This window comes from Streptomyces sp. 8K308, assembly GCF_004348315.1.
Classification (GTDB): Bacteria; Actinomycetota; Actinomycetes; order Streptomycetales; family Streptomycetaceae; genus Streptomyces.
This window is the reverse complement of record NZ_SMKC01000151.1, coordinates 1-15,756: the sequence shown is the minus strand read 5'-3', so window position 1 is coordinate 15,756 and position 15,756 is coordinate 1. Positions and strand designations below refer to the sequence as shown.

General features: G+C 74.6%; 15 protein-coding genes. 5 read left to right on the top strand and 10 right to left on the bottom strand.

Going from position 1 to position 15,756, the window contains the following annotated elements; translation table 11 throughout:
* The 3 genes from E1265_RS20540 to E1265_RS20530 all read right to left on the bottom strand — a co-directional run.
* A partial coding sequence (locus E1265_RS20540) for an SMC family ATPase (protein ID WP_132932055.1) occupies positions 1-1,598 on the bottom strand: 1,598 nt, incomplete at its 3' end.
* 2 nt (positions 1,599-1,600) lie between these two features.
* Positions 1,601-2,749: an exonuclease SbcCD subunit D gene (locus tag E1265_RS20535; protein WP_132932053.1), complete on the bottom strand. Its 1,149-nt coding sequence runs from the start codon at positions 2,747-2,749 to the stop codon at positions 1,601-1,603.
* A 165-nt stretch (positions 2,750-2,914) separates the two neighbouring features.
* Positions 2,915-3,997: a pectinesterase family protein gene (locus E1265_RS20530; protein ID WP_132932051.1), complete on the bottom strand. Its 1,083-nt coding sequence runs from the start codon at positions 3,995-3,997 to the stop codon at positions 2,915-2,917.
* Between the two features lie 157 nt (positions 3,998-4,154).
* Between E1265_RS20530 and E1265_RS20525 the strand changes: the two genes are divergently transcribed.
* Entirely contained in the window at positions 4,155-5,264 is a 1,110-nt protein-coding gene (locus tag E1265_RS20525) for an LLM class flavin-dependent oxidoreductase (protein WP_132932050.1), read from the top strand.
* The gene (locus E1265_RS20520; protein WP_132932048.1) at positions 5,261-5,917 is read left to right on the top strand and encodes a CE1759 family FMN reductase; all 657 of its coding nucleotides are present in this window, start codon (positions 5,261-5,263) and stop codon (positions 5,915-5,917) included. The genes E1265_RS20525 and E1265_RS20520 overlap by 4 nt, the downstream gene beginning before the upstream one ends.
* 80 nt (positions 5,918-5,997) lie before the next feature.
* On the opposite strand, the gene E1265_RS20515 is transcribed toward E1265_RS20520, so the two are convergent.
* A complete protein-coding gene (locus E1265_RS20515; RefSeq protein ID WP_132932046.1) occupies positions 5,998-6,375 on the bottom strand; it encodes a hypothetical protein in 378 nt (125 codons plus the stop codon).
* Positions 6,376-6,563: 188 nt separating this feature from the next.
* The gene (locus tag E1265_RS20510; protein WP_132932044.1) at positions 6,564-7,190 is read right to left on the bottom strand and encodes a YigZ family protein; all 627 of its coding nucleotides are present in this window, start codon (positions 7,188-7,190) and stop codon (positions 6,564-6,566) included.
* 80 nt (positions 7,191-7,270) lie between these two features.
* On the opposite strand from E1265_RS20510, the gene E1265_RS20505 reads away from it, so the two are divergent.
* The 3 genes from E1265_RS20505 (at position 7,271) to E1265_RS20495 (ending at position 10,606) form a co-directional block, all read left to right on the top strand.
* On the top strand, positions 7,271-7,687 hold the full coding sequence (locus tag E1265_RS20505; protein WP_132932042.1) for a CoA-binding protein: 417 nt from the start codon (positions 7,271-7,273) through the stop codon (positions 7,685-7,687).
* Between the two features lie 220 nt (positions 7,688-7,907).
* Positions 7,908-8,747, top strand: a complete 840-nt coding sequence (locus E1265_RS20500) for a nitroreductase/quinone reductase family protein (protein WP_132932040.1) — start codon at positions 7,908-7,910, stop codon at positions 8,745-8,747.
* Positions 8,748-9,298: 551 nt separating this feature from the next.
* Positions 9,299-10,606: an acyltransferase gene (locus E1265_RS20495; protein ID WP_165953815.1), complete on the top strand. Its 1,308-nt coding sequence runs from the start codon at positions 9,299-9,301 to the stop codon at positions 10,604-10,606.
* 22 nt (positions 10,607-10,628) lie between these two features.
* Here the strand turns inward: E1265_RS20495 and E1265_RS20490 are convergent, their stop codons facing one another.
* From E1265_RS20490 to E1265_RS20470, 5 genes are all read right to left on the bottom strand, one after another.
* On the bottom strand, positions 10,629-11,150 hold the full coding sequence (locus tag E1265_RS20490; RefSeq protein WP_132932036.1) for a hypothetical protein: 522 nt from the start codon (positions 11,148-11,150) through the stop codon (positions 10,629-10,631).
* Positions 11,151-11,232: 82 nt separating this feature from the next.
* Positions 11,233-11,727: a DUF4430 domain-containing protein gene (locus E1265_RS20485; RefSeq protein ID WP_132932034.1), complete on the bottom strand. Its 495-nt coding sequence runs from the start codon at positions 11,725-11,727 to the stop codon at positions 11,233-11,235.
* A gap of 61 nt (positions 11,728-11,788) precedes the next feature.
* Positions 11,789-13,243 (bottom strand): prenyltransferase/squalene oxidase repeat-containing protein, encoded by a 1,455-nt coding sequence (locus tag E1265_RS20480; protein WP_132932032.1) that lies wholly within the window; start codon positions 13,241-13,243, stop codon positions 11,789-11,791.
* Positions 13,240-14,118, bottom strand: coding sequence for an ECF transporter S component (locus tag E1265_RS20475; protein WP_132932030.1), 879 nt, complete (start codon positions 14,116-14,118; stop codon positions 13,240-13,242). Before E1265_RS20475 ends, E1265_RS20480 begins: the two co-directional genes overlap by 4 nt.
* Entirely contained in the window at positions 14,115-15,737 is a 1,623-nt protein-coding gene (locus E1265_RS20470) for an ATP-binding cassette domain-containing protein (protein ID WP_132932028.1), read from the bottom strand. Before E1265_RS20470 ends, E1265_RS20475 begins: the two co-directional genes overlap by 4 nt.
* Between the last annotated feature and the right edge of the window lie 19 nt (positions 15,738-15,756).

Below are 15,756 nucleotides of genomic sequence, written 5' to 3'. Positions count from 1 at the left end.
GGGCGGGGGTGGTCCTCGGCACCGCAGACGGGACAGGGCTGGCCGGGCCGCAGGGCGGCGGCGAGCTCGGCGGCGATGTCGCGCAGCCGGCGCTCCTTGAGGTCGAGCCAGTGCGCGTAGGCGTCGGCGGCCGCCTCCCTGGCGGCAAGCAGCGCCGCGCCGGCGGCGGCGAGATCGGCGGCCAGCCGGTCGCGGCGGTGGGCGGCGGCGAGCCGGGCGCCGGCCAGGGCGAGCCGGTGGGCGGTGGCCTCGGCGGTGGCGGCGGCGGCAAGGGCCAGCTCCAGCTCACGGCGAACCCGCTCGGCCTCGGCCGGCCAGCGGGCGAGCCGGCGCTCCGCGTCGGCCAGCGACTCCTCGTTTGCGGCGGCCTCTGCGGCCAGCGCGGCGAACTCGGCGTCGATCGCGCCGGCGCGGGCCTCGGCGGTGCGGGCGGCGGCCAGGGCGCCGAGGGCCTCCCGGGCGGCGCGCTCGCGGTCGGCGAGCACGGCCGCCGGGCTGTCCGCGAGCTCGGGTGGCAGCGCGGCCCTGGCCTCGCGCTCGGCCAGGACGGCGGCCCGGTGCTCGGCGTCGGCGGTCGCGCGCAGCGCGAGGGCGGGCGCGACGGCGTCGGCGGCCTGGGCCCGGTCGAGCCGGGCGACGTCGGCGGTGTGTGCCGGCTCCGCCGCGGCCAGGGCCGCGGCGCGCTCCCGGACCGCAGCGTGCTCCCGCTGGAGCCGGGCGCGCTCGGCGGCCTCGGCGTGCCGGCGTTCCGCCTCGGCGTGGGCGGCCTCGGCGTGCTCCAGGGCGATGGCGGCGATCGCGTGCCGCTCCCTGCTGGTGCAGCGGACCTGGGCGGCCCAGCCGAGGAGCGGCCGCGCCGGGTCGGTGCCGGCGGGCGCGTCCTGCGGTTCTGGCGGAGGTCCGAGCTCGGCTGCGTCGGGCCCGGCGGCCTGGAGGACGCGGTTGGTGAGGGCGAGCAGCCGCTCGTCCGCGGCCCGGACGCGTTGGGCGGCGGCCGTGCGCTGCTCGGCGAGGTGGGCCTCGGCGGCGGCGAACCTGCGGGTGTCGAAGAGGCGGCCGAGCAGCTTGGCGCGGTCCTCGGCCCCGGCGCGCAGGAAGCGGGCGAACTCGCCCTGGGGTAGCAGCACGACCTGGCAGAACTGATCGCGGCTCATCCCGCCGAGGAGCCCGGCGAGCTCCTCGCCGATCTCCTGGTGGGAGCGGCTGAGGGCGCGCCAGGCTCCGGTGGCCGGGTCGTGCTCGCGCAGCAGGGCGCGGGCCCGCTCCCGGGTGGTGCCGGTGCCGCGCCGCTTGGGGCGGTCCTGCTCGGGGGCCCTGGTGATCTCGAGGCGGCGGCCGCCGAGGGTGAGGTCGAGCACCACCTCGGTGGCGGTGCCGGCGGCGGCGTGGTCGCTGCGCAGCGCGAGCGCGGCCTGCTGCCGGGCGCCGGGAACCGAGCCGTAGAGGGCGAAGCACACGGCGTCCAGGATGGAGCTCTTGCCGGCGCCGGTGGCGCCGTGGAAGAGGAAGAGGCCGGCGGCGGAGAGCCGGTCGAAGTCGACGTGCTGAGTGGTGCCGAAGGGGCCGAACGCGGTGAGCGTGAGCCGGTGCAGGCGCATGGTCAGCCCTCCCCCGCCCTGGCGGCCTCGAGGGCGTCGGCGAGGGCGGCCCGCTCGTGGGGGTCGGGCGGGGCGCCGCCGCGGACGTGGGTGACGAAGTCCTCGGCGATCTGCTGGTCGCTGCGGCCGCGTAGCCGCCCGGCGTAGGAGGTGCCGGGCGCGCCCGGCGCGCGCTCGGGCTCGAAGACGAGGCTGAGGACGTGTGGGAAGCGCTCGGCGAGGCGGGCCATGGGCTCGTCGGGACGGACCGGGTCGGTGAGGGTGGCCTCGACCCAGGCGGTCTCGTGGGGGGCGAGGGCGGGGTCGGCGAGGAGCTCGTCGAGGCGGCCGCGGAGGCGGGCGAGCGGGCGCGGCACGGGGCAGTCGACGCGCTCGGCGGTGATCTCGCCGCGCGGGCCGAGGTCGATCAGCCACATGGACTTGCGGTGCCGCGCCTCGGAGAACGAGTAGGCGAGGGGCGAACCCGAGTAGCGCAGCCGGTCGGTGATGGTCTGGCAGCCGTGCAGGTGGCCAAGGGCGACGTAGTCGACGCCGGAGAAGAGCGCGGCGGGCACGGCGGCGGTGCCGCCGACGCTGATGTCGCGCTCGCTGTCGCAGCCGGTGCCGCCGGTGACGAAGGCGTGGGCGAGGACGACGGACCTGGTGCCGGGGGGACGGCTCGCGAGGTCGGCCCTGACGCGATCCATGGCGGCGCCGAGCACGGCGGCATGACCGCCGACCGGGGCGCCGAACTCCTCGCGGACCAGGGCCGGTTCGAGGTAGGGCAGGCCGTAGCAGGCGACGTCGCCGTGCTCGTCGGCCAGTATCACCGGCGTGCCGCAGCCGGCCGGGTCGGTGCGCAGGTGGATGCCGGCGCGACCGATCAGCCCGGCGGCCACTCCGAGCCGGTGGGCCGAGTCGTGGTTGCCGGAGATCATCACCGTGGGCACGCCGAGGGCGGCGAGCCGGTGCAGGGCGTCGTCGAAGAGCCGGACGGCGGGCAGCGGGGGGACGGCCCGGTCGTAGACGTCCCCGGCGACCAGCACGGCGTCGACCCGGCGCGCGCGGACGGTGGCCACCAGGTGGTCGACGAAGGCGCGCTGGGCGTCGGCGAGGCTGGCCCGGTGCAGGCCACGGCCCAGGTGCCAGTCGGAGGTGTGCAGCAGCCTCACCGCGGCGGCCTCCGTCGGCTCGCCGCGGCCCCTCCCCCGGTCCCCGCCATCCGCGCTCCGCTCCTCTGCCTCGGCCCCGGGCCCGCCGCCCGTTGATCACCAGGTCAGTCTGCCATCGGGGTCCGACAACGGGTCCGGGGCGGGGTGCGACGGAGCGCTACGCGGTCACGGGGTCCAGTCGCCGAGCCAGACGGCCTGGGTGTACGCGGTGGCCTGAGCGTCCGTCAGCTGGGGGCGGTCGGCGCTGGCCGAGCCGGATCCGGGGCCGGTGTTGCGGTGTTCCGCGAAGCGGTCGTCGCGCCAGGAAAAGCCGCTCATGTCGGTCCACGGAGTGGTGCGGACCGCGGCGCTGAGCTGGGTGTTGCGGACGATGCCCTGCGGGTCGAGGGAGGCGTCGCCGCCGGCGTGCCACGGGCGACCGAGGTAGTAGGTACGGTCCGAGACGCTGCCGGTGATGGTGGAGTTGGTGATGAGGAAGCCGTTGAACTGGGGCGCCGTGGAGGGGGCCATCACGTAGCCGCCGGAGCTGCCGTCGGGACGGCGGGTGACCTCGATCCTCGAGTTGGTGATGACGGCGGTGGCGCGGCCGAAGATGAAGTCGACGTTGCCGCGGATGGTGGACCCGGTGATGTAGACGCGGCCGCGGGTGTCGCGTCCTGCGGTGTCGAGCAGCAGGGTGTCCTGGTCGCCGGTGACGACCACGTTCTCCAGGCGGATCCGGTCGGCGCGGGTGCGGAGCGCGACGGCCTGGTGGCCCGACTGGTTGGCGTGCGCGACCTCGTCGAAGTCGTTGGCGAAGGTGATGTTGCGGGCCTGGAAGTCGTTGGCGTCGGCCATGAAGGTGGCGCTGCCGCTGGTGCCGTAGGTGGAGCCGTCGGGCCTGGTGGTGCCGGCCGAGTTGTTGTAGACGATGGTCACCTGGGAGGGTGAGCTGCCGCTGCCGACCAGCCGGATGTGCGGCTTGCTGCTGGGGATCTGGACGGTCTCGCGGTAGGTGCCGGGCCGCACGGTGATGGTGACGGGGCTGGTGTTGCCGGCGGGGACGGCGTTGACGGCGGCCTGGACGGTGGTGTGGGTGCCGCTGCCGTCCTTGGCGACCACCAGGTCGACGGCCGCGGTGACGTCGGAGGCGGTCGGCGTGGCGGTGGCCTGGGCGGTCTGGCCGGTCACCAGCAGGGCGCCGGCGGCGACGGCCAGGGTGGTGAGGACGGCCGCCCGGCGCCCGCGGCGATGCGGTGTGGGGTTCATGGAGGGGATCCGTTCTGGCGAGGACCTGACATGTGCTGGTCGCCGCCGCACTGCCGAAGGTTGCCCGCTGCGAGGCGGGGCCCGGCGGGGAATAGTGGGAGGCCGCACCCTGTTGTCACAAATGGTTCAATATTCAACTACACGGAGAGTGGTGTCGATGGCCGGGACGCAGTTCGGGATCTTCACGGTGGGCGACGTCACGCCCGATCCCACGACGGGTCGCGCCCCGACCGAGCGGGAGCGTGTCAAGGCGATGGTCGCCATGGCCCAGCGCGCCGAGGAGGTCGGCCTCGACGTGTTCGCGACCGGCGAGCACCACAACCCGCCGTTCGTGCCGTCCTCCCCCACCACCATGCTGGGCTGGATCGCCGCCCGCACCGAGCGGCTGGTCCTCTCCACCGCGACGACGCTGATCACCACCAACGACCCGGTGAAGATCGCCGAGGACTACGCCATGCTCCAGCACCTGGCCGACGGCCGCGTCGACCTCATACTGGGCCGCGGCAACACAGGACCGGTCTACCCCTGGTTCGGCCAGGACATCCGCGAGGGCATCAACCTCGCCATCGAGAACTACGCCCTCCTCCACCGACTGTGGCGCGAGGACGTCATCGACTGGCAGGGCCGCTTCCGCACCCCGCTCCAGGGCTTCACCTCCACCCCCCGCCCGATGGACGGCGTACCGCCGTTCGTCTGGCACGGCTCCATCCGCAGCCCCGAGATCGCCGAACAGGCCGCGTACTACGGGAACGGCTTCTTCGCCAACCACATCTTCTGGCCCAAGGAACACACCCAGCGGATGATCGACCTCTACCGCGAGCGCTACGCGCACTACGGCCACGGCACCGCCGAGCAGGCCATCGTCGGCCTCGGCGGCCACGTCTTCATGCGCCGCGACTCCCAGGACGCGGTCCGCGAGTTCCGCCCCTACTTCGACAACGCGCCGGTGTACGGGCACGGGCCCTCGCTCGAGGAGTTCACCGCCCAGACGCCGCTCACCGTGGGGACACCCGAGCAGGTCATCGAGAAGACCCTCACCTTCCGCGAGTACGCCGGCGACTACCACCGCCAGCTGTTCCTGGTCGACCACGCCGGCCTGCCGCTGAAGACCGTGCTCGAGCAGATCGACATGCTGGGCGAGGAGGTCGTCCCTGTGCTGCGCGAGGAGTTCGCCAAGGGCCGCCCGGCCGAGGTGCCGGACGCGCCGACCCACGAGTCGCTGGTGCGGGCCGCCGCGGAGCGGCGCGAGGGGGCGAGCGCCGCATGAGGATCACGGTCGTCGCGTCGGGTCTCAGCGTCCCGTCGTCCACTCGGCTGCTGGCCGACCGCCTGGCGGCGGCCACCGCCGCGCGTGCCGAGGGGGCGGAGGTCACGGTCGTCGAACTGCGCGAGCTGGCCGCCGACATCGCCAGCCACCTCACCGGGGGCTTCCCCAGCCCCCGGCTGGCCACCGCGATCGAGTCGGTCACCGCCGCCGACGGGCTGATCGCCGTCACACCCGTCTTCTCCGCCTCCTACAGCGGCCTGTTCAAGTCGTTCTTCGACGTCCTCGAGCCGGAGTCGCTGGCCGGCAAGCCGGTGCTGCTCGGCGCCACGGGCGGGACGCCGCGGCACTCGCTGGTGATCGAGCACGCCCTGCGGCCGCTCTTCGCCCATCTACGGGCCGTCATGGTCCCCACCGGGGTCTACGCGGCCTCCCAGGACTGGGGCGCGGTGGGCGACGACTACGCGGCCGGCCTCGCCGAGCGCGTGGACCGGGCGGCCGCCGAGCTGGTCGCGCTGCTCGCCCCCGACACCCGGCCGGCCCCGCCGCGTCCGCCCGCCGGCACCCGGCGGGCGGACGGACCGGAGAACGTCGTGCCGTTCGCCGAACGGCTGGCCGCCCTCGGCATCGATCCGCCGAAGGACCCCCGCGGCTGATCCGGCGCCCTGCGGAGCGCACGGCCGGCGCCGTTCCCCGCGCCGGCCGTGCCGTTCGGAACGCCGCGACCGGGACGGGGTCAGGGCACCGTGCAGATGACGTACGCGGTGATGCTCTGGGTGGTGGAGCCGGTGTTCTTGCCGAACACCAGCCAGGAGTTGCCCGACGGGCGGGTGTCGAGCAGGTAGATGTCGAAGGCGCTCGTGCCCGCACCGCCGCCGGTGGGTACCTCGCCGGAAGGACAGAACGCCCAGGCCGAGCCCGAGGCGCCGGGGGCGAGGCTGGTCGGGGTGCCGGTGTACTGGTTGTGCGCCGCCAACGGCGTCACGCCCTCGGCGGCTGGCACGTCCTTGACGTCACCGCCCTGAGCTGAGCCACCGCCCTGGGCGGCGGCGGTGGCCGTGCCGGCCAGCAGCACCGCGGTGGCGGTCACGGCGAGGATTCTGGCGCGTCTCATTGCACCTCCATGGAAAGAGTCGTGCGAGCGCTTCCTCCGCAGACCGCGGAGGACCGGGCACCACGCTACTGATGGGGCGTCAGGTCGAGGAGGCGCACGGCGGGATCACGTGAAGCTCACGTCGGCAGCATGGAATTCGTGATGCCCGAGTGAAGTTCGTGAGGCAACGCCATGCTCCCCTCACCAGCTCAGCCCGCCTCGTACACCTCGCCGCCGAGGTCGAGCCGGGCCGCGCCGGTGGTGGCGCCCGCCAACCAGGCGCGGAAAATCTCGACGTCGGCCTCAGGCAGGCCGATCCTGATGACCACCTCCGCGCCGTAGCGCACCTCCCGCACGGGGTGGCCGGCGGCCCGCAGCTCGTTCTCCAGGCGACCGGCCCGCTCGTGCCCCACGGTGACGTCCGCCAGCCGCAGCCGACGGCGCGACACGGTGCCGACCATGTCGAGCGCGGCGCCGACCGCGCCGCCGTAGGCGCGGATCAGCCCGCCGGCGCCCAGCTTGATCCCGCCGAACCAGCGGGTCACCACGGCGACCGTGAACCGCACCTCGCGGCGCAGCAGCATCTGCAACATCGGCAGCCCGGCGGTGCCGCCCGGCTCGCCGTCGTCGCCGCTCTTCTGGACAGCGGCGTCGGCGCCGATGACATAGGCGTAGCAGTGGTGGCTGGCGGTCGGGTGCCGCTGCCTGGCCCGGGCGACGAACGCCTGCGCCGCCGCCTCGTCGGCGACCGGGGCCAGCGCGCACAGGAACCGTGACCGGTTCACCTCGGTCTCGTGCTCGCCCTCGCCGGCCACCGTCAGATACCCGTCCCGCATCGGGCCAGCGTATGCGGCGGGTGGGAATGGCGTACGGGAGGATGGCGTTGCGCCCAGTGGACGCGGACCAGGGAGGCTGGATGTACGGCGACGAGGCGACGGTGGACCGGATCCTCACCGGGCTCGGGGACACCTGGGCGATCGTGGGGCTCTCCACCAACGAGCGGCGGCCGGCGTTCGGCGTCGCGCAGGTGTTGCGGCGGTTCGGGAAGCGGATCGTGCCCGTGCACCCGAAGGCCGAGACCGTGCACGGCGAGCGCGGGTACGCCACGCTCACCGACATTCCGTTCCCGGTGGACGTGGTGGACGTGTTCGTCAACAGCCAGCTGGCCGGCCCGGTGGCCGACGAGGCGGTGCGGATCGGGGCGGGGGCCGTCTGGTTCCAGCTGGGCGTCGTCGACGAGGCGGCATACGACCGCGTCCGGGCGGCCGGTCTTGAGATGGTGATGGACCGTTGCCCGGCCATCGAGCTGCGGGCACCGAAGTACCGACAATGAGATTGTCCGATCGGGCCGGCCGAGGTTAGGGTGCCACGGTGACTGCCGGGTCGGCCAAGTGCCATGAGCGAGTGAGGTTCCCGGTCATGGCGTGATCGCCGACCGGGCCAGGGGCCCACCGTTCTCCGTCGAGTGTCGTGTAGGGACCGCGCGCACGCGCGAGACCCGCTTCCTGTCGCATCGCGTCGACACCCACATCTCACGGAGAACGAAAGCGAGCATGCCCACAGACTTCAACCAGCGGATCATCGATGAGTTCCGCGCCAACGGCGGTCGCGTCTCCGGCCCCTTCGAGGGTGCCCGGCTGATCCTGCTGACCACCACCGGGGCCCGGTCGGGCGCCCGGCACACCACCCCGGTCGGCTTCCTGCCGGACGACGGCGAGCGGATCCTGGTGATCGCCTCCGCCGGCGGCGCGCCGCGCCACCCGGACTGGTACCACAACCTGGTGGCGCACCCCAGGGTCACCGTCGAGGACGGGGTGTTCAGCTACGAGGCCGAGGCCACCGTGCTCACCGGCGACGAGCGCGACCGCCTCTTCGCCCGGGCGGTGGAGGCCGACCCGGGATGGGCCGCGTACCAGGACAAGACCGCCCGCACGATCCCCGTGGTCGCGCTGGCGCCGGTGGGCGGCCCGACGCCCAACGCCTCCTCGCCGGCCGCCGGACTGAAGCTGGTCCACGACGCGTTCCGTCGGGAACTGGCCCTGATCCGCCGGGAGGTGGCCGAGTCCGGAAGCAGGATCGGCCTCGGCGCCCAGCTGCGGGTGAACTGCCTGACGCTCTGCCAGGGCCTGGGCTACCACCACTCGATCGAGGACGGCGCCATGTTCCCGCACTTCGAACGGGTCCGCCCGAACCTGGCGCCGACGCTGGCACGGCTGCGCCGGGAGCACGAGCGGATCGCCTCGCTGGTCGAGGAGTTGCGGGCGATCGTCACGGCGGAACACTCGGCGCCCGGGTTCGCGCTGGCCACGGTCGACCGGCTGACGACCGAGTTGGAGTCCCACCTCGCCTACGAGGAACAGGAGTTGATTCCACTCCTGGACGCGCCCGGCTAGGTCCTTCCTGTCGATCTTGTTTGATCAGCCCGCGGCGTCAGACGCCGTGCTCCCCCAGACTTCGTCCGGGTGGGGGTGCCCCCTGCACGGAGTGCTCGGGGGAGTGCCCCCATTCGCCTCGCTCAAGACGCCCCACCCGGCGGAGCCGCACATCGGCAGCAACGCAGCTCATACTCGACCGTATTCGCGCGATTCCGCAACGCGGCGAGATGCCGTGTTCGGGCGCACCTCCCAGGCCACCAGGCCTGGGGGAGTCGCGGCCCCGAAGAAGATCGCCCGGATAGGGCGGCGCGGCTCAGCTGCTGGACGGCTGCTCGAGCACGGAGAGGAAGTTGCCGGCGGGGTCGCGGAACCAGGCGATGGGCGGGCCGCCCTGCCCCCGGTGGACGTCCCTGGATGTCCCGGCCGCCGGCGATATGCAGGGTCGCGGTGGTCGTCGGTGGGTGGACTCGCCCGGGCGCCGGATCTCATCGGTCGTTGGGCCGTTCGAGCGCGCCGCGTCCCGCCGTTGCGGCTTGGGGCGCGAAGCGCTTGCTGGTAATCCTTCTCAAATGACGCAAACCACCCAGGAGCCTCGGAACCGCTATGTGGATCTGCTGCGTTTCACGGCGGTCTGCTTCGTGTGCGTGGGGCACTGGCTGGTGACCGACATCAGCTACCGGGGCGGTCGGCTGCACGGCGTCGACGCCCTCGCCCTGGTGCACTGGGCACACTGGTTGACGCTCGTCTTCCAGGTCATGCCACTGATCTTCCTGGCGGGCGGCTACGCCAACGCGGTCTCCTGGGCCGCGCACCGGCGGCCGGACGCCTGGGGCGGCTGGCTGGCGGAGCGTGCCCGCGGGCTGCTGGTGCCGACCTCGGTCTACGTGGCGACGGGCACGGTCACCGTGGCCGTCTGCCTGCTCGTGGACGTGGACGTCGGAGTACTCGCCGAGTTGGGCTGGGCGACGGCCCTGCACCTGTGGTTCCTGCCGCTCTACCTGGCGCTGCTCGCCCTGACGCCCGCGCTGTACGCGTTCTACCGGCGCGTCGGGCTGTGGCTGGTGACAGCCACCGTCGTGCTGGCGGCGTTGGTGAACGTGCTGGTGCTCGGCCCCCGGCTGCCGCTGGTGGGCTGGCTCAACTACCTGCTGGTGTGGGGCGGCATGTACCTGCTGGGCTTCGCCTGGCGCGAGGGGGCGCTTCACGGGGCGCGGGCCTGGCTGATGGCGGCGGGCGGCGCGGTGGCCTGGGTCCTGCTCATCACCGTCGGCCCATTCCCGGTGAGCCTGATCGGGGTGCCGGGGGCCAGGATCGCCAACGCCTCGCCGCCGACCCTGGCGCTCTACGCACACGCCGTCACGGTCATCGGGCTGCTGGTCGCCGCCGAGGGCCCGGTCAACCGCTGGCTGCGAAAACCCCGCCGGTGGCGGCGGGTGTCGGCCGGCAACCGGGCCGCGATGGGGCTCTACCTGTGGCACATGGCGCCGGCGATGATCGCGGGGGCCACGCTCTACCCGCTCGGCCTGTTCCCCGAGGTCCCGACGGGCACGGGCTACTGGTGGCTGCTGCGCGTCGCCTGGGTGGGGGTGCTCTGGGTGCTGCTTGTGCCGCTGGTGATGGCCGTGGGGACACTGCCGCGACCACCGGCCAGGGCGGCGCGCGCCCGATGGCGGACGGGCCCCTGGCTGGTGCTGGCGGCGGGGGTCGGCACGTCCTGCCTCGCGCTGGCCAGGATCGCGGTGGCGGGATTCGCGCCGTCGGGCCGGCTGCCCTGGCCGGCGCTGCTGGGTTTCGCGGCCGGGGTGCTGCTGGTGTTGCTGGCCTGCGGGCGGCGGCAGCCGGCTACCGGGACGGCCACCGCCGCCGCCGAGTTCTGACGCCCTCGCCTGTGCCGTCCCGTCAGTCCCGGTCCGGGGCGGTGGCGCGGATGCGGGCGGCCGTCTGCCCCGCCTCGGCCAACCGCTCGGTGGCCAGCCGCAGTTGGTCGCTCGCGGCCCGGGTGTCGGCCTCGGGGACGCTGACGGAGATCAGGAAGGCGAGGGTGGACTCCAGCGCCTGCGCGGTCTCGGCCGCGAGCCGCCAGATCTCGCCCACGCCGCCCTCGCCGATCGCCTCGCGCATGGCCGCGCCGAGCGGGGTGACGCCGTGGGCGAGCCGGATGGCGCGGTAGTGGGCCATGATCAGCCGTTCGAGGACGATCTGACCACCGTCGGGTCCCGAGAGGTCGGGGAGTTGGGGCAGCGCGATCCGGCCGTCGACGGTCTCCTCGTTCCGCACCCGCACCTCGGCCGCCTCGAGCAGCAGGCGGGCCAGGTCGACGGGCGCGGCGAGGCCGGCCTGTACGGGGAAGCCGAGCGCCGTCAGGGCGGCGGCGTAACGCTCGGCGTCCGCAGGGGGGTTGGGGGAGTCAGCAGAGGTCATCCGACATGCGTATCACGGTCGCCGCTCCCCCGGTGCCGCCGGGCTCGGCCGGCGGCACCGGGTGCGGGGCCCGGCCGGGTGGCTACCCGATCTCGGTCCAGGTGAAGGCGACCTCGTCGCCCTCGTCGAGCAGGTGCTGGCAGCCGCCGACGAGGGTGGCGACGCCGTTGACGGAGATCTCGTAGAAGTGGTCGGCGTCCTGGCTGAAGCCGTCGATCGAGGTCACCAGGTAGTCCTCGAAGGAGGCGTACCAGACGCCGTCCCAGTCGAAGCCGTTGGCGTTGGCGGCGTCGTCCAGGGCGGCCGTCGGGGTGGCGCCGGGGGCCGGGTTGGCGCCGAGGTTGGTGCCGTCGCAGAGCCGTGCCCCGCCGGTGAGCGGGGTGACGGTGTGTCCGGTGGTGGTGACCTCGCCGTCGAAGATGGTGCCGGCCGGCCCGGTGAGCGTGAGGGAGACGGTGACCGGGTCGGCCGCGGCGGCGGTGGCGGTGTCCGCCGTGGCGGACGGGGCGGCGGCGAGCGCGGCGAGGCCGGCGGTGGCGGCGACGACGAGGACGCGTCTCAGCTGCGTGGTGGGCATGGTCCGTTACTCCTTCGTGGTCGTGTCCTGTGGTCGTGCTGGCCTGGGTGCCGCCGGCGGCTCAGCCGTTGCGGCGGCGGCGCGCGATCAGATAGGCGGCGCAGCCGGCGAGCAGGAACAGCGCGGCGGCCGCCATCAGGGGCCGCGCGGAGGACGAGCCGGTGGCGGCCAGGTGCCCGTCAGGGCTTGGGCCGGTCGTGGTGGTGCTCGTGGTGGCGCCGGAGGTGGTGGTGCTGGTGGTGGTCGGGCCGCCCGTGGTGCCGTCCGCGGCCCCGCCGTCGGCGGTGGCCCCGTCGCTGGTCGCGCCGTCGCTCGTGGCGCCCGAGGTGGAGCCGGCGTCGGAGCCGCCGGGGTCCGCGCCGTCCGCCGCGCCGCCGTCGCCGCTCGCGGCGCCGTCCGCGCCGTTCGCCCCGCCGGGGTCCGCGCCGTTCGCCGCGCCGCCCGCGGCCGGCTGGTCGGTGGTGGCGCCGGCCGAGCCGTCGTCCGGGGTGCAGTCGATGGGCTCGGTGTCGGGCGCGGAGGAGGCGCCGTCGATCTCGCCGAGCGGCTGGCCGGCCAGTGCCGGTATCGCCTGGGCCGTGGCGCGCAGGGCGAGGCCGTTGGCGATCGGCTCCAGATAGCCGACGGCTCCCCGGTCGGCCGCCGCGCCGGCGCAGCCGACCTGCACGGAACGCAGCCAGGTCACGCCGCGCTCGGCGGCCTCGTCCCGGTCGCCGGCCGCCAGGGCCTGGACGGCGAGGGCCGTGGAGTTGGAGTTGGGGTCGCTCGCGGCGTCGTAGCCGAAGCCGCCGTCGTCCTGCTGCTGGGACTCGAGCCAGTCGAGCGCGGGCTCCGCGTCCGCGGTGCGGCCCACGGCGAGCAGCGCCTGCACGGCCATGCCGGTGCTGTCGGTGTCGGAGACGCAGCGGTCCGGGTTGCGGCGCAGGGAGAGCGGGTAGCCGCCGTCGGCGCAGCGGGTGGAGGCGAGGAAGTCCACGGCGGACCCGGGCACCTCGCCGGTGCGGTCCAGGGCGAGCACGGCCAGGGACTGGGTGAACTGGTTGGACATGTCGCCGGTCGTGCCGGCGTCGGTGAAGCGGCCGGTGTCCTGGAGGCGACCGAGCAGGGTCGCGGTCAGGTCCTGGCCGCCGAAGTCGCTCGGGTCCCGGTGTTCGACGGCGGCGACCAGGGCGAGCTTGGCGGCGCCACCGGCGAAGACGGTGCCCTCGTTGCCGCCCCGGGTGATGTAGTCGGCTGCGTTCTCCGCCAGCCAGTCGGTGGCCCGGTCGGCGGCGTCCCCCGCGGTGCCGGAGGCGGCGAGGCCGAGGACGATGTCGGCGGTCAGGCCGTGGTCGCCGTTGGCGTGGGTGGCGTCGGTCAGCTGGCCGACGGCCCAGGTCGCCGCGGCGGCCGTCGGGTCGCGCAGCTCGGGTGGCGCGTCGGCGGCCGCGTTGGCCGCGGGCAGCGTCAAGGCGACCGCCATGAGGGCTCCGGCCAGCGCGACTCGGGCCGCCGGCCTCCTGCTCGTCGGGCTCATCGGCTGAGTGCTCCTTCGTGGTGTGCGTCGTGCGCTGCGGGGGTGGTTGCGGAGGCGAAGGTGACGGGGACGTCGAACGCGGCGCGCCGGGCCGCGCGCCGCAGGGTGGTGAGCACGGCGGGGCCGAGGAGCACGACGGCGAGGGCGTTGGTCAGGGCACGGCCGGTGTCCCAGCCGAAGGTGGAGGTCGCCAGGGTGTAGAGGACGAAGGTGTGCAGGTTCTCCGGCACGCCCGCCTCGGGGTCGATGGACAGCTGGGTGTCGGGGCCGGTGGCGTAGGGCCAGAACCAGAGGTTCATCATCACCCCGAACGCGTAGGCGGCCAGCACCCCGTAGCCGGCGAGCAGCGCGATCTCGGCCCGGCCGGTGGGGCGGCGCGGCAGCAGCCCGGCGCCGAGCCCCACCCAGCCGGCGGCCATCATCTGGAACGGCAGCCAGGGGCCGACGCCCGCCGTCAGCAACGCGGAGGCGAAGAGCGAGACGGCGCCCAGGGCGAAGCCGAATCCGGGCCCGAAGACCCGGCCGGCGAGGACGAGCACGAAGAACACGGTCTCGATGCCCGCGGTGCCGGCGCCCAGCGGGCGAAGCGCCGCGTTGACGGCGGCCAACACGCCGAGCAAGGCGAGGGACTTGGGGTCGATTCCGCCCTCGGACATCTCGGCGAGCACCACGGCGAGCACGACCGGCAGCAGCAGCACGAACAGCAGCGGCGCGTGACCGGCGTGGGCCATGGCCTGCGGTTCGGGCGGGGAGAGCAGCGGCCAACAGAACATGGCGAGCCCGATCAGGCTGGCCAGCGCCAGCACGGCGGCGGCTCGCGGGCCGACGCGCAGCGCGGTGGCGCGGCGCGTGATCGACGGGTTCTGGCTCGTCATCCGGCTGCCTCCTGGAGGGTGAGGGCGTGGGCGACCTGCTCGGGGGTGAGCCAGGGCAGCGGGCGCAGGATCTTGGCGACCTGGGGCGCGAAGGCGGGCGAGGCGCAGACGACGTCGGCGGTGGGGCCGTCGGCGACCAGTTCGCCCTCGCCGAGGACGGTGACCCGGTCCGCCGTGGCCGCCACGAACTCCACGTCGTGGGTGGCGATCAGCACCGCGTGGCCCTCGTCGGCGAGTTGGCGCACCACCCGGCCGAAGTGGCGCTTGGCGTGGTAGTCCAGGCCCCTGGTGGGCTCGTCGAGGAGCATCACGCTCGGCGCGGCGGTGAGTTGGACGGCGAGGACGAGGGCGAGTCGCTGGCCCTCGGAGAGGTCGCGGGGGTGGCGGTCGTCGGGTATGCCGGGCGCGAGGCGGTCGAGCAGCGCGCGGCAGGTGCCCGGGGTGGCGGCCGACTCACGGTCGGCCTGGGCGCACTCGGCGGCCACGGTCTGCAGGTAGAGCAGGTCGGCGGCGCTCTGCGGCACGAGACCGACGAGCTCCCTGGCGCGCCGGGCGCCGGCCTTGCCCGGGTCGCTGCCGGCGACGGTCACGCTGCCGGAGCGGCGCGGCCCCGAGCCCTGGATCGCCCACAGCAGCGACGACTTGCCGGAGCCGTTGCGCCCCATCAGCGCGGCGACCTCGCCGGGCCACAGCGTCAGGTCGACCTCGCGGACGGCGACCGCCGAGCCGTAGGTGACGGTGATCCGGCGGGCGTCGAGCGCCGGCTCACGCCCGGCGCGTGCCGGCTCAGGGGCTGGGGGCAGGTGTCCTTCGAGGCGGCGGCGGAGGGCGGGCGCGTGCCGGCGGGCGTCGCGCACCGAGAGCGGCAGCGGCCGCCAGCCGGCGACCCGGCCCAGTTGGACGACGGGCGGCGCGACGTCGGAGTCGGCCATCAGCTCGGCCGGGTCGCCGTCGCGCACGGTGCCGTCGCCGGTCAGGTGCAGCAGCCGGTCGGCGTACTGCAGCACGCGCTCCATGCGGTGTTCGGCGATCAGCACGGTGGTGCCGAGGTCATGGACGAGGCGCAGCACGGCGGCCAGCACCTCCTCGGCGGCGGTCGGGTCGAGCGCCGAGGTGGGTTCGTCGAGAACGAGCACGGCGGGGTGGGTGGTGAGCACCGAGCCGATGGCCACCCGCTGCTGCTGGCCGCCCGAGAGGGTGCGCAGCGGCCGGTGCCGCAGCTCGGCGATGCCCAGCAGGTCGAGGGTCTCCTCGACCCGCTTCCGCATGGTGCCCGGGTCGACGGCCAACTGCTCCATGCCGTAGGCGAGTTCCTCCTCGACGGTGTCGGTGACGAAGCCGGCGAGCGGGTCCTGGCCGACGACCCCGACGAGGTGGGCGAACTCCTGGGGCGCGGCGGCGTCGGTGCGCTGCCCGGCGACGGTGACCGTGCCGCGCAGGGTGCCGCCGGTGAACCTGGGGACCAGGCCGTTGACGGCGCCGAGCAGGGTCGACTTGCCGGTGCCGGTGCGGCCGGTGACGAGGCAGAGCTCGCCCTCGCCGATGTCCAGGTCGACGTCGCGCAGGGTCGGCCGCTCGCCGTCCGGGTAGGTGAAGGTCACCTCGTGGAACGTGATCACGCCGGGGCCTTTCCGGGGT